Source organism: Phytohabitans rumicis, assembly GCF_011764445.1.
Taxonomy (GTDB): domain Bacteria; phylum Actinomycetota; class Actinomycetes; order Mycobacteriales; family Micromonosporaceae; genus Phytohabitans; species Phytohabitans rumicis.
Genome location: NZ_BLPG01000001.1, coordinates 301,506 through 315,131 on the forward strand (window position 1 = coordinate 301,506; position 13,626 = coordinate 315,131).

A 13,626-nucleotide genomic window follows, 5' to 3' on the forward strand; every position below is an offset into this window, starting at 1 on the left:
ACATGAGACGCACAATCTTTACCCTGGCCGCCTCCTCGACCCTGTTGCTTGCCGCCTGCACCAGCGGCTCTACCTCCACGGAAAACCCGGACGCCACAGCGGCAGCGGCGGCCGCGGCCCCGGCCGGTGGAAAAGCGTCGATCTTCGTGATCGGCGGCAAGTCCGACGACCCGTTCTGGTCGAAGGTCAAGCGCGGCGTGGACGACGCCGCCAAGGTGGTCGAGGCCAACGGCGGCAAGGTGACCTGGCTCGGTCCGCAGAACTACGACAACCTCGGGCCGGACGCCGCCAAGCTCATCCTCACCGCGAAGAGCCAGGGCGCCACCGCGGTCATCGGCGCCGACTGGGTCCCGGACGCCCAGGACGCGGCGTTCAAGTCGGTCACCAGCAGCGGGATTCCCGTCTTCCTCTACAACTCCGGCGGCGCGGACGCCGCGAAGGCGGTCGGCGCGCTCACGTACACCGGCTCGGACGAACTGCTGGCCGGCAAGGCGGGCGGCGAGTTCTTCGCGCAGAACGGCGTCAAGAACGTCCTATGTGTCAACACGCTGCCCGGCGCCGCGAACACCGAGGCCCGCTGCAAGGGGATCGCCGAAGGTGTCGCCGCGAGCGGCAAGTCCACGCAGCTCCCGCTGCCCTCCTCCAACTTCGGCAACCCGACCGCCGTCACGCAGGCGATCAAGGCCGCGCTGCTGAAGGACAGCGCCATCGACGGGGTCGTCACCATCAGCACGCAGGACGCCGACAGCGCCGCCGCCGCGATCGAACAGGCGGGCGGCACGGGCAAGGTCAAGCTGGGCACCTTCGACATGGACGACACCCAGCTCAGCCGCGTCAAGAAGGGCAAGCAGCTGTTCTGCATCGACCAGCAGCCGTACATGCAGGGCTACCTGGCGGTGTCGCAGGCGTTCGCCTACAACGCGTACGGCCTGCTGCTGCCGCAGAGCCCGCTGCTGACCGGGCCGGCCATCATCAACGCCAGCAACGTCGAGGCGGCATTGGCCGGCGCGAAGGCCGGAGTTCGCTGATGGCAGTGGTCCATCGCCCGGAGGCGGGCTCGCTCATCGGCACCCTGGCGGTCTTCGCGTTCTTCGCGGTCTTCGGCGGCGACAAGTTCCTCTCCGCGGCCGGCGCGGCCAGTTGGCTGAACGTGGCCGCGGAGCTGGGCATCATCGCCATCCCCGTGGGGCTGCTGATGATCGCCGGCGAGCTGGACCTGTCCGTCGGCTCGGTACTGGCGGCCAGCTCGATGACGCTGGCCATCGTCTCCGGGCACTGGGGCGGCCCGATGATCCTCGGCATCGTCCTGGCGCTCGCCGTCGGGCTGGTCACCGGGCTGGTCAACGGACTGGTCGTCACGCGTACCAACGTGCCGTCCTTTGTGGTCACTCTGGCCACGCTGTCCGCGGTGGCCGGCCTGACGCTGGGCCTGTCCCGCGTCATCACCGGCACCACCAGCGTCGCGCTCAAGCCGGACTCGACGTCCAAAACCTTGCTGGGCACGCTGATCGGCGGGCAGTTCGAGGTCGCGATCCTCTGGTGGATCGGCCTGGCCGCCTGCGTGGCGTGGATGCTCCAGGAGTCCCGCTACGGAAACTGGATCTTCGCGGTGGGCGGCGACAAGGAGAGCGCGCGGGCCACCGGCATCCCCACCAACAAGGTGAAGATCGCGCTCTACATAGGAAGCGGCTTCGGCGCCGCGCTGGTCGGCGTCATCCAGACGATCCTGTACAACGGCGCGCAGGTCGCCAACGGCCAGTCCTTCGTCTTCAACTCCATCATCGCCGTCGTCATCGGCGGAGTGCTGCTCACCGGCGGCTACGGCTCGGTGATCGGCGTCATTCTCGGCACGCTGACCTTCGCGATCGTCAACCAGGGCATCTACTACACCGGCTGGAACGCCGACTGGGCCGCCCTGATCCTGGGCATCCTGCTGCTGGTCGCCGTCCTGATGAACAATACCTTCCGCCGGCTCGCCCTGTCCTCCGGCACCGGCTCGCGCGGGAAGGCACGGCCATGAGCACACCTCGGCTGAGAATCACCAACGTCTCCAAGTCCTATGTGGGCACCCAGGCGCTGAGCGACATCTCACTCGACGTCGAGGCCGGCAAGGTGCTGTGCCTGCTCGGCGACAACGGCGCCGGAAAGTCCACATTGATCAAGATCCTCTCCGGCGTACACGCGCCGACCACCGGCACCATCGAGGTCGACGGCCAACCCGTCCGGTTCAGCAGTCCCCGGGACGCCTCCGCCCGCGGCATCGCCACCGTGCACCAGTTCGGCGGCACGTTCCCGTTGATGAGCGTCGGCCGGTCGTTCTTCGTCGGCGCCGAACCGACCAGGCGCTGGGGCCCACTGCGCCGCTTCGACAAGAAGCTGGCGGGCGAGATCGCGGTGCGGGAGATGCAGTCGCTGGGCATCACCCGGGTCACCGACGGCCGCCGCCTGGTGGGGAGCCTGTCCGGCGGCGAGCGCCAGGCCCTGGCCATCGCGCGGGCGGTGTACTTCGGCGCCAGCGTGCTCATCCTCGACGAGCCGACCGCCGCGCTGGGTGTCAAGGAGGCCACCCACGTCCTGCGGATCATCATGCAGGCCCGGCAGAAGGGCATCGCGGTCGTCTTCGTCACCCACAACGTCCTGCACGCGATCTCCGTCGGCGACCACTTCGCGGTGCTGATCCGCGGGGAGAAGGCGGACGACTTCCGCAAGGGCGAACGCACCCGGGAGCAGATCACCGACTTGATGGCCGGCGGCGAGGCGATGGCTTCGCTGGAAGCCGAACTGGCCGAGATGCAGGCACAAGCCGGAGGAGGCCCGCGATGAAGATCGCCCTGGATCCGTACATGCTGCGCCGCACACCGCTGACCGAACTGCCGGCGACCGTCGCCGGACTGGGCTACGAGCACATCGAGCTGTCTCCACGCGAGGACTTCCTGCCGTTCTTCACCCATCCACGCGCCGACCGGCACACCGTGGCGGCGTTCAAGCAGGCGCTGCGGGCGGCGGGCGTCTCGGTCTCGTCGGTGCTGCCGCTGTACCGCTGGTCCGGGCCGGACGAGGACGAGCGCGCCGCCGCGGTGCGGTACTGGAAACGCGCCATCGAGATCACCGTCGAGCTCGGCTGCGACGTCATGAACTCCGAGTTCAACGGCCGGCCCGAGCAGGCCGGCCGCAGCGAGGCGATGTTCTGGAAGTCGATGGAGGAACTGCTGCCGGTCTTCGAGCGCGAGGGCGTACGGCTGCGCCTGGAGCCGCACCCGGACGACTTCGTCGAGGACGGCATCACCGCGGTCGACATGGTCCGCGGCATCAACAGCCCGCTGGTGTCGTTCCTCTACTGCGCCCCGCACACGTTCCACCAGGGCGGTAACCTCGTCGAGATCATGGAGTACGCCGGGCCGCTGCTCACCCACCTGCACGTGGCCGACTCCTTCGACCACCGGGCCTCGTCCGGCCTGCGGTACATCGTCAACCCGCCCGGCTCCGCCGCCCGGATCCACCAACACCTGGACATCGGCCAGGGCGAGGTGGACTGGCCCGCGTTCTTCGGCACGCTGGACCGGCTCGGATTCGACGGGATCATGACCGCCTGCGTGTTCGCCTGGGAGGACCGCGCCGCCGACTCCTGCGTGTACATGCGCAAGGAGATGGACCGGTACGTCAGCGCCTGGTCGCCACGCGGCTAGCGGGGGCCGGGCGCGACCGAGTGGGCACTCGTTGGTCTATACTTTGACGTACATCAATGTCTTGGCAGGAGGGCCCATGGTTCGCGGCAGGCTGACACTCGTTCTCACAGCGGCAATAGTCTTGGCCGGCGGCTTGGTTGGCCCCGCCGAGGTGGCCCTCGCCGGCCCGCCGGCGGTCGCGTCCACCGCCACCCTCACCCCGCTGGACCCGCCCAGCCAGCCGGTCGTGTCGGAGCTGACGCCGACGAGCGCGCGGCTCACCTGGACCGGGCCGTCCGGTCCGGTGTTCCGGTTCTCGATGAAGCAGCTTGTCAACGGCGCCTGGCAGGGCTACGCGTCGATGCCGACAAACACCTTCGTCGTCGGCCTGACCCCGGGCGGCACATCCACCTTCGCCGTCTACGCCGTTCCCCTGGCGTTCTCCGGCTACACCATCAGCGACCTGTCGCCGCCGGTCACGATCACCGCCCCGCTGAGCTGACGGATCTTACTTGGTGGGCCATACCGGGATCTTGTGCCCGGCTATGTCGGGCATTTCTCCCCACAAGATCTCTCCGTGCCCCACCAAGAAAGATCGGATGGCCGCCCGCGACAGATCTTGGGCATTGGTGGGCCGCAGGATTCCCTTGACGTGGTGTCGCGGCGCGATCATGGCGAAAGTATCTTCATGCGGGCGATCTGCCGCACTTGGGCGGCCATCTTGGTAGATCTTGGGGGCAAATCGTCGCTGGAGCAGCGCTAATTTACCAAGATCTATACGTGTGTCGATGGGCAGGCCACTCTTCAAGGGAGGCAAAGGGGCATATCACCCTTGTCGACAAGTCGAGCTGGCCCTTCCCCGGCGCCGCGTGGGTGATGGGGCCAGCCGCGGTGGCTGCTCGGTGGTCCGTGGCGAGGTTCTGCCCCTGTAGGGGAAGTTCCTCGCCACGATCACATCTCCGCGTCGGCTGTGGTGCTCCACTCGGTGAAGATCGCTAGGGCTTCGGCGTCGGAGGGGACGGTCTGGACGTTCTCGGCGATGAACTCCTCGATGCCCGGGTAGTCGGGTGCGCTGGCGCGTAGCGTGCGGGCGGCGGCGCCGGTGTCGTAGTCGGCGCGGCGCAGGGTGACGTGCGGGCCAAGCAGCGCCCAGTGCGCGCCGGTGTGGCCGTACGGCATGCCGACGCTGCCGGGGTTGACGAAGCGGCGGCGGTCGACGAGCCGGTCGAACGGCATGTGGGTGTGGCCGAGCACGACGGTCGGTTCGGATGCGTCGGCGAAGGCGTCCCGGTACCGCGCGACCGGCGAGTCGACGAGCACGATCTCGGTGTCGCTGCGGCTGGTGGCGTGGCAGAACCGTACCGGCCCGAGTCCGGTCACATCGAGGCGGACCGACAGCGGCAGGCCGGCGAGCCGATCCCGGTGCGCGCGGGTCAGCCGGGACGCGGCGTACGCGGTCGGCGGGCGGGCGGCTTCGGGCAGGGTGCCGTCGGGCGTGCCGTCGTAGGCGGCGACGAGCTCGCGGTCGGCGTTGCCGCGCACCCAGATCGCCCGGTCGCCCAGCGCGGCGAGCCGGTCCAGGGTCTGCGCCGGCATCGGCCCGCTCGCCAGGTCGCCGTTGAGCACTATGGCGTCCACGCCCGCGGCGTCCACCTCTTCGAGGACCGCGTCCAGGGCGGGGAGGTTGCCGTGGATGTCAGTCAGCACCGCGACCCTCATCGGAACTCCTCTGCCTCGGCGTACCACTGTAGGCCGCCGACGCCGGCGTACCCGATCAAGGACTTTCCCGCCGATCAAGGGCGAACGGTCGTGGATCAGAGATCGAACCACGGCCATATGCCCTTGATCGACGGGGAAACGGCCTAGAGCCAGAAGGCGCAGTTGTGCTCGGCCGCGAGCGTGGTGATCACCTTGCTGGCGCCGCCGGTGCGCAGTTGCATCACGTTCTGCGCGGCGCCGTAGGTGGGCCACGCCGGGGCGCCGCGGTGGTTGGGGTTTCCGGTACGGGCGAAGGCGCCCCAATAGCGCATCATCTGGTCCGACAGCCGCTCCTGCGTCGCGGTCAGTGGCCGTTCGCCCAGGGTGAAGTCGAACAGGTACGCCAGTTCGGCGCTGTGCCCGTTGGACATGTCCTCGCCGGGGATGGCGAACCCGTAGAGCGTCGGTGAGGTCGGGTCGTTGAACTCGTACCGGTACACCGGCACGGTGGCCGACGCGGCGCGCACGGTCAGCTCGGTGCGGCAGGCGGTGCCCGCGTCGGTCTGCACCTGGGTGATGGCGTCGTACGGGCTCTTGAAGCCGCTCAACGGGTACAGCTCCAGGACGCGGGCCGCCTTGGCGCCGTAGGTGGCGTTGACCCGGTCCACGTACCCCTGCGGCGTGATCCCGGCCAGGGCGGTCGACAGCAGGCGGTTCTCCGAACGGGTGCTGCCGGTCATGATGGGGACCGCGTTCCAGGTGCCGTCGGCGACCACGTCCGCGAACGACCGGGGAAACAGCGCGCCGCCCATCTTGGGTCCACCCAGGTAGTTGGCCTGGTTGGCGACGAGCCGGCCCGGCCACGCCTTGCGCAGGCACTCCACGACGGTGACCGCGTCGGTGCAGCCGACCGCCTCGGCGAACCGCAGGCCGCTCTGCTCGCCGGCCGCGAGGGTGGTGCGCGGGTTCAGGCAGGCGGAGCTTTGCACGATGGCCCGGTGGAACAGGCCCCGGGCGGACGGGATGGTCAGCATGTTGCACACGCCCCCGCCGCCGGCGGACTGGCCGTAGATGGTCACGTTGGCGGGGTCGCCGCCGAAGCCGGCGACGTTGTCCCGGACCCATTTCAGCGATGCCAACTGGTCCATCAGTCCGTAGTTGCCGGACCCGCCGGGCGTGACCGCGCTCAGGGCCGGGTGGGCGAGGAAGCCGAGCGCGCCCAGCCGGTAGTTGATCGAGATGACGATGGTGTTGGTCTGGGCGGCCGGGGTACCACCGCCGTAGATGACGCCGGTGCCCTGCGTGTTTCCGCCGCCGTGGAACCACACCAGGACCGGCAGCTTCGCTCCCTTGGCCGCCTTGCTCGGCCGGTAGAGGTCCAGGTAGAGGCAGTCCTCGCTGACCGCCTGCTCCTCGCGGATGCCGGTCGGCTCGAACTGTAGGCAGGCCGGCGCCTGCCGGTCCGCCGCCCGGACCCCTTGCCAGGAGGCGGGTGTGGCCGGCGGGGCGAACCGCAGCTCCCGTACCGGCGGTGCCGCGTAGGGCACGCCGAGGAACTGGTCGTACCCCGGCTCGGCGGCGCCGCGCACGAGTCCACTCTGGACTTTGACGACGGGGTCGGCGCCGCCGCGCCCGGTGGCTTGCGCCGTGCCGCCGGAGGCGGTGTTCGTGAGGACCAAAGCGGCCGCGGCTGCGGTCAACGCTGCCAAGCGCGGTAACGAGACTCTGCGTACGCGCACGACTGTTCTCTCCTTGCCTGATGGGAGTGCCGGTTCAGGCGAGTAGACCGGGCGGCTGCCCGGGTGGAACGGTCGCGGCGCTGATGCCTCCCCGGCCGGCCGAGGCCGGGGAGGCAGCTTTGTTGTGTGCCAGAACATATTACGAACGCGTTGCCACCGCAACCCGTTGCGCGGTTCCCCGGGCCCAGGTATGTTCCGCGTACTCGCCTGAGCCACCGCTTGACCCCGTCTTCCTATGGGAGTTGACGCAGAAGTGACTCACGACGAGACATCGTGTTGTGGAACGCATACCGCGGCGACGTTCAGCCGCAGGAACATCCTGGCCGCCGCTGCCGCGCTCGCGGCCGGCACCGCCACCGCCGGCGGGCTCGCGAGCCCCGCGCTCGCCGACGGCGGGCGGCCGGGTCCGCGCGGGCGCATCCGTTGGTACGACCTGGTTCCCGGCTTCGTCGACGTCGCCACCGACGAGTACGGCAGGCCGAAGGGCGACGGTTTCGCCGCCGCCAACCCGTGGGGCGCCTACACCGCGTACCGGATCGCGGTCAGCGACCGCGGGCACCGCACCTGGCGCATCGAGAACATGCAGAAGCTCGCCCCCCGCCCGGACGGCAGCCAGTACGCGCAAGGGTCCACGATGTGGCTGTTCGAAGGGGATGATCGGGCGCTGCTCGTGGACACGGCGATCAACACCCCGGAGACGATGGGGGTCAACGACCTGAAGACGGTCGTCAGGCATCTGCTCGGCCACGAGGACGACGGCGCCGTCAGGCCAGATCCGGTCGACTTCGACGTCGCCATCACCCACCTGCACGGCGACCACACGGGCAAGGTCTCCCAGATGACGGACCGGACCGTGTACTACCCGGACCTGGACTGGCGTCCCACCGCCACCGCGAACTGGGTACCGGTCCGGCAGGACGGCGGCACCACCCCGAACGGTTCCGGGCAGACGGTCAGCGCGATCGACCTCGGCGGCCGGCGGATCGACGTCGTCGCGATGTACGGCCACACGGCGGGATCGACGGGCTACCTCGACGCGCACAGCCGGATACTGGCCACCGGCGACGCGATCGGCTCGGCGTACGTCTGGGCGCACTTCGCGACCGCGACCACCAGCAAATACGCCGTCATGCTGCGGACCCTGCGCCGCGAGCTCCAGCCGCTGCACGGTCTGGCCCTGCTGCCCGCGCACTTCTACCAGATCCGGCAGTTCGGCCGGGCCGCGCCGCCGATCAACGGCCGGCCGCTGGACCTGGGCTACCTCGACGACATGATCGGGGCCGCGGAAGGCGCCCTGGACGGCGGCATCCTCGCCGACCCGTACCACGAAGTCGGCCGGGAGACCGTGTGGATCAGCGGCGGCGCCGCCCGGATGGTTTACAGCCTGGCGAACCTCTACCCCGGCGGACCCACCGGCGGCAACGGGGACCTGAGCCGCTTCCACGGCGTCCGCATCCCGTCGCGCTACCCCACCGACCCGTTCCTCGACGGCCCCTACGCCTTCCTCAACAACATCAAGACCGGGCTGGTCATGATCCGGGACTCGGCCGACGAGTCCGCCTTCCTCATCAGCGGAACGGAACGCGCGCTGCTCATCGCGTCCGGCCGCAGCGCGCCCGGGCTCATCCGGTACGCCAAGCGGCTCGCCGGCCGCTCCCGGCTCGACGTCGTCCTGACCGACGGCGACCCGGCCAGCCTCGACGGCATCGGGCAGTTCGACGGCCAACCCCTGATGGCGCCCGCCGGCGTGCCCGTCCCGAGAAGACGGTCCGGTCCCGTCACGTACCTGCGCGACGGCGACCGGATCGGCATCGGCCGGGACCAGGCCCACCGCCGGGTGAGCCTGGAAGTGCACGCGTTGCCCGGACGCCGGACCGACTCGATCACCCTGCTCGACCCGGTGTCCCGGGTGCTGTTCGCCGGCGACGCCCTGGGCATCCAGGGCACCCGCGGGTTGACGCTCGGCTCCTCCCGCGACGCGTTCCGCACCGCGCTGGACGTGTGGCGGGCCAAGACGACCGGCCGCTACGACACCATCTACACGGCCCACAACCACCAATGGCTGACCCGCCCCGGGTACGTCGACTCCCTGTGGGCCGCGACAACCGGCCAGCCGGTCACCTCTCCCCAGCCCGGCTACGACGCCTTCACCTCGGGCAGCGGCGAACTCCTCGCCTGGGTGTTCGTGCCGCACTGACTCGCTGGTCAGTCGACAGGGACGGATGCCGATATCGTTCCGGGGTGGGCATAGCGGGCGACCGGTGGCGGCTGACCGCGGCTACGGCGATGGGCGCGATGGCGGTCTCGGCGCTGGTGCAGTACGGGGTGGCGGCGTTGGCGCCGTTCCTGGTCGCCGACATGGGACTGTCCCGGGCGGCGGTCGGTGGCCTGGTCACCGCGGCCTTCGCGGTCGCGGCCGGCGGATCCGTGGTGGCCGGGCATCTGGTCGACCTGCTCGGGGCGCGGATCGGACTGGTGCTGCTGTGCCTCGCCGTGGCCACCGGGCTGCTGGGGGCCGCCGCGGCCGGGACGTACGTCGTTCTGGCGGTGGCGGTCGCGGTGGCCGGGTTGGGGCAGGCGCTGGCGAACCCGGCGACCAACGTACTGGTCGCCGGGGCGACGCCGTCCGACCGGCGGGGCGCGGCGATCGGGGTGAAGCAGGCCGGCGTACAGGTGGCGGCGTTCGGTACCGGATTGGTGCTGCCGGTGGTCGCGGCGGCCGGCGGGTGGCGGGCCGCGCTGGGCTGGACGGCGACGCTGCCGGCGGTCCTGCTGGTGGTGGTGTGGCGGCTGGTGCCGGCCCGCGGGCCGGGCCGCGGCGCGGGGCGGCGGCGGTGGTCGGCGCCGTCGCGGTGGCTGCGCTGGCTGGTGGCCTACTCGTTGCTGCTCGGCGCCGGGCTGTCGGCGGTGACCACCTACCTGTCGCTGTACGCGGTGCAGCGGCTCGGCCTCGCCGAGTGGACCGGTGGGATGGTGCTGGCGGCGCTCGGGGTCACCGGCCTGGTGTCGCGGGTGTTGTGGGGCCGGTGGGCCGATCGGCTGGCGGACCTGACGGTGGCGCTGGCCTGGCTGCCGGCCGCCGCGGTCGGCGCGGCGTCACTGCTCTGGGCATCCGGGCCGGTGTGGTCCGGATTGGTCTGGCTCGGCGCGGTCGGGGTCGGCGGCTCGGCCACCGCGGCGAACGCGATCTCGATGCTGGCGGTGGTCCGGCGCGGCGGCCCGACGGGGCACGCGTCGGGCCTGGTGTCGGTCGGCTTCTTCGGCGGCTTCGTGGTGGGTCCCGCGCTGTTCGGGGTGGTGGCCGATCGGTCGGGGTACGGGTGGGCGTGGCTGGTCGTCGCGGTCTGCTTCGCCGGCGCGGCGCTGACCTCGCTGCGGATACGGGCCGTGAACCGGCAGCCAGCGACCGTGGCCGCCGGAACATGAGCGGCTCAGTGCGGCTGTACGGCAAGTTCGGCCCGTTCGCGCGTGCCGCACCGCTCGAACGTCTCCAGCGCCCGTACCCGCAGCTCCCGGGCGGTGGCGTGGTCGCCGCGCCGCCGGTGCACCTCGGCCAGGTCGCGCTCGGCGCGGGCGCGAAACAGGTCCAAGCCCGACGCGGCCCAGCGCTGCCGCGCGGCGCGCAGGTGCCCGGCGGCCCGGTCGAGGTCGCCGCCGGCCAGGTACAACTCGCCGATCGTCCGATGCACCAGGGCTTCGCCGAAACGGTCGCCGAGGGCGGTGCAGACGGCGAGGGCCTCGCGCAGGGGGCGCTCGGCCAGGTCGCCCCGGCCCTGTCTGATGTGGACCTTCGCCAGGCTCTGCCGGCCGTACGCCAGGAGCAGTTCGTTCCCGATGCCGGCGAGCACGTCGACCGCCTCGACCGACAGTCGTTCGGCCTCGGCGAGCGCGCCGGCGGCCCGATGGGTGAGTCCTATCCCCCGCAGGGTCAGGCCCTCGCCGCGCCGGTTGCCGGCCGCCCGGTACCCGGCCAGCGCGCGGTCCAGCGCCGCCAGGGAGCCGGCGTAGTCGCCGACCTCCCGGTCGATGTAGCCCGTGCCGTAGGCGCATTTGGCGAGGCCCAGGCCGTCGTCGAGGCCGGTGTAGAGCTCGGCGGCGTCCGCGATCAGCCGCCGCGCCGGCCCGAACCGGCCCAGTTCGCGGTACGCGACGGCCATGCCGATCAGGCAGCCGGCTTGGCCGCGCTGGTCGCCTTCGGCCCGGAGCAGGGCGAGCGCGTGGCCGTAGTAGCCGGCGGCGTCGACCAGACGGTCCTGCTCGTATCGCAGGTGACCCAGTCCACGTAGGAGGATGGCCTCGCTGAGCCGGTCGCCGGCGGCTCGGGCGGCGTCGAGCGCGGCCTCGTGGGTACGCCACCACGCGTCGAAGCTGTTGCGCAGCCGGAACGAGGAGAACAGCGCCGTGCTCAGCTCGCAGGCCAGCCGGTGCAGGCCGAGCTGGCTCGCCCGGGTGACCGTCTGCACCAGTACGGAGCTTTCCTGGTCGAGCCATGCCTGGGTGTCGTCCCGCAGCTCGCCGATGATGTCGAGCAGCAGTGCGCCGAGGCGTTCCACCGCCCGCCGCTGCTCCCGCGCCGGCTCTTCCGCGTCGGCGCGTTCGCGGGCGAACAGGCGGGTCAGCTCGTGGATGGCGTACCGCGGCTGGCCGTCGACGGCGACCCCGGTGGCGTCGACGACCAGGGCGTCGGTGAGCAGGTCGGCGACGTACTCGGCCTTGTCCGCGCCCACGTCGAGCAGCGGGGCGAGCAGCCACGGCGAGAACTGGGCCGGGCCGACCACACCGAGCCGGCGGAAGGCCAGCCGGACCGGGTCGGCCATGCTGCCGTAGCTCAGTTGCAGGCTGGCCCGCACCTCCAGATCCCCGGCCACCAACTCATCCAAACGCCGGTGCTCGTCGCGGAGCCGGCCGGCCAGCACACTCAGCGGCCACCGCCGCCGCAGGGCCAGCCGGGCACCGACCGTGCGGATCGCCAGCGGGAGCCCGCCGCACAGCCGGACGATCTCCTCGGCCGCGTCCGGCTCGGCCGCCACCCGGTCGTCCCCGACCAGCCGGGACAGCAGGCGCCGGGCGTCGTCCGGCGGCAGCACGTCCAGTGCCAGGTGGCACCGCGCCTCCAGGCCCAGCAGCGCGGTGCGGCTGGTGAGCAGCACCGCGCTGCCGGCGTGGGCCGGTAGCAGCGGCCGGATCTGCGCCTCCGAGCCGGCGTTGTCCAGCACGACGAGCACCCGGCGTCCGGCGGTGCGGCTGCGGAAGAGGGCGGCACGCTCCTCAATGGACTCGGGTAGCTGCGCCGCCGGTTCGCCGAGCGCGCGCAGGAACGCGCCGAGAACCTCGCGGGCCTCCGCCATCCCGGCTCCGGCTCCGCTTCCGGTTCCGCCGAACGCGGCGTACAGCTGGCCGTCCGGGAACGCGTCGCTCACCGCGTGGGCGACCGCGTTCGCCAGGGCGGTCTTGCCGCTGCCCGCCTTGCCGGTGATGGCGCAGCAGACCGGCCGGTCGCCGGTGGCCGCGGCCCGCAGCGCCGTGCTCAGCGCCGCCTCTTCCCGGTCGCGGGCGACCAGCTCGCCCGGCTGGGTCGGCAGCTGCCGGGGTGTCCGATCGGGAGCGCCGCGGGCGGCCGGCGGCTCGGCGGCGACCACCTCGCCGCCCGGTGCTGCGAGGTCCGGATCCTCCCGCAGGATCGCCTGGTGCAGCCGGCGCAGCTCCGTGCCGGGCTCCACGCCCAACTCCTCGCGCAGCAGCTGCCGGGCCCGGCGGTACGCCTCCAGCGCGTCGGCCTGCCGGCCCAGCCGGTACAGCACGAGCATCTGCTGCGCGCGCAGCGTCTCCCGCAGTGGGTACGCGGTCACCAGCGTGGCGAGCTCGGCAGCCAGCTCGGCCAGCCGCCCCAGCCGCAGCTCCGCCGCGACCCGCTCCTCGACGACGGTGAGCCGCAGCTCCTCCAGGCCGTGGGCCGCCTGTCGCAGGACCCCGCTGTTCAGGCCGTCCAGCGCCGGTCCTCGCCACATCGCCAGCGCCGACCGCAGCGTCTCGGCCGCCGGCCCGTACCGGCCACCGGCCGCCGCCGCGCGCCCGTCGGCGGCGAGCGCCTCGAACCGGGCCACGTCCACCGCCTCCGGCCCGACGTCGAACAGGTACCCGGGATGGCGCGTCACGATGACCCGCCGGCCACCGGTGTGCAGGCTGCGCCGCAGGTGCGACACGTACGACTGGACCAGCGCCGCGGCGGTCGCCGGCGGGGCATCGCCCCAGATCGCGTCCACCAGCGACGGCATCGACACGATCCGGTTGGCCCGCAGCAGGCCGGCCGCGAGGAGCGCCATCGGCTTGGTGGCGTTCAGCTCCAGCCGCTGGCCGTCCACCCAGACCTCGGGCGCCCCCAGGAGGCGGAATTCCATTGATCCCCCGTACGCAGTCGCGAGGCGACGGTAACGCCCGGCGACTTCATTCCGGCTTCATGACGAACGGACTTCCGCTTTCGGGTGGCGAGGGCCAAAGGCCGAAATGTACACGGCCAGCACATA

10 protein-coding genes are annotated in these 13,626 nt (G+C 71.6%); 7 read left to right on the forward strand and 3 right to left on the reverse strand.

Going from position 1 to position 13,626, the window contains the following annotated elements; all coding sequences use genetic code 11:
* Window positions 1–2: 2 nt before the first annotated feature.
* From Prum_RS01370 to Prum_RS01390, 5 genes are all read left to right on the forward strand, one after another.
* Window positions 3–1,028, forward strand: coding sequence for a sugar ABC transporter substrate-binding protein (locus tag Prum_RS01370; RefSeq protein WP_173073248.1), 1,026 nt, complete (start codon window positions 3–5; stop codon window positions 1,026–1,028).
* Complete coding sequence (locus Prum_RS01375; protein WP_173073250.1) at window positions 1,028–2,020, forward strand: ABC transporter permease; 993 nt, start codon at window positions 1,028–1,030, stop codon at window positions 2,018–2,020. Before Prum_RS01370 ends, Prum_RS01375 begins: the two co-directional genes overlap by 1 nt.
* Window positions 2,017–2,823, forward strand: coding sequence for an ATP-binding cassette domain-containing protein (locus Prum_RS01380; RefSeq protein ID WP_173073251.1), 807 nt, complete (start codon window positions 2,017–2,019; stop codon window positions 2,821–2,823). Before Prum_RS01375 ends, Prum_RS01380 begins: the two co-directional genes overlap by 4 nt.
* Window positions 2,820–3,686, forward strand: coding sequence for a sugar phosphate isomerase/epimerase family protein (locus Prum_RS01385; RefSeq protein WP_173073253.1), 867 nt, complete (start codon window positions 2,820–2,822; stop codon window positions 3,684–3,686). Before Prum_RS01380 ends, Prum_RS01385 begins: the two co-directional genes overlap by 4 nt.
* A gap of 133 nt (window positions 3,687–3,819) precedes the next feature.
* On the forward strand, window positions 3,820–4,167 hold the full coding sequence (locus Prum_RS01390) for a fibronectin type III domain-containing protein (RefSeq protein WP_173073255.1): 348 nt from the start codon (window positions 3,820–3,822) through the stop codon (window positions 4,165–4,167).
* A gap of 449 nt (window positions 4,168–4,616) precedes the next feature.
* On the opposite strand, the gene Prum_RS01395 is transcribed toward Prum_RS01390, so the two are convergent.
* Both Prum_RS01395 and Prum_RS01400 read right to left on the reverse strand, forming a co-directional pair.
* Complete coding sequence (locus Prum_RS01395; RefSeq protein ID WP_173073257.1) at window positions 4,617–5,384, reverse strand: metallophosphoesterase family protein; 768 nt, start codon at window positions 5,382–5,384, stop codon at window positions 4,617–4,619.
* Between the two features lie 143 nt (window positions 5,385–5,527).
* Window positions 5,528–7,072 (reverse strand): carboxylesterase/lipase family protein, encoded by a 1,545-nt coding sequence (locus Prum_RS01400; RefSeq protein WP_173073259.1) that lies wholly within the window; start codon window positions 7,070–7,072, stop codon window positions 5,528–5,530.
* 283 nt (window positions 7,073–7,355) lie between these two features.
* On the opposite strand from Prum_RS01400, the gene Prum_RS01405 reads away from it, so the two are divergent.
* Window positions 7,356–9,299 carry an MBL fold metallo-hydrolase gene (locus Prum_RS01405; protein WP_173073261.1) on the forward strand — a complete coding sequence of 648 codons (1,944 nt, stop codon included), beginning with the start codon at window positions 7,356–7,358 and terminating at the stop codon, window positions 9,297–9,299.
* Between the two features lie 44 nt (window positions 9,300–9,343).
* Window positions 9,344–10,528 carry an MFS transporter gene (locus Prum_RS01410; protein ID WP_173073263.1) on the forward strand — a complete coding sequence of 395 codons (1,185 nt, stop codon included), beginning with the start codon at window positions 9,344–9,346 and terminating at the stop codon, window positions 10,526–10,528.
* A gap of 5 nt (window positions 10,529–10,533) precedes the next feature.
* Here Prum_RS01410 and Prum_RS01415 read toward each other — a convergent pair whose 3' ends face one another.
* On the reverse strand, window positions 10,534–13,500 hold the full coding sequence (locus Prum_RS01415; RefSeq protein WP_173073265.1) for an AfsR/SARP family transcriptional regulator: 2,967 nt from the start codon (window positions 13,498–13,500) through the stop codon (window positions 10,534–10,536).
* Window positions 13,501–13,626: the final 126 nt, after the last annotated feature.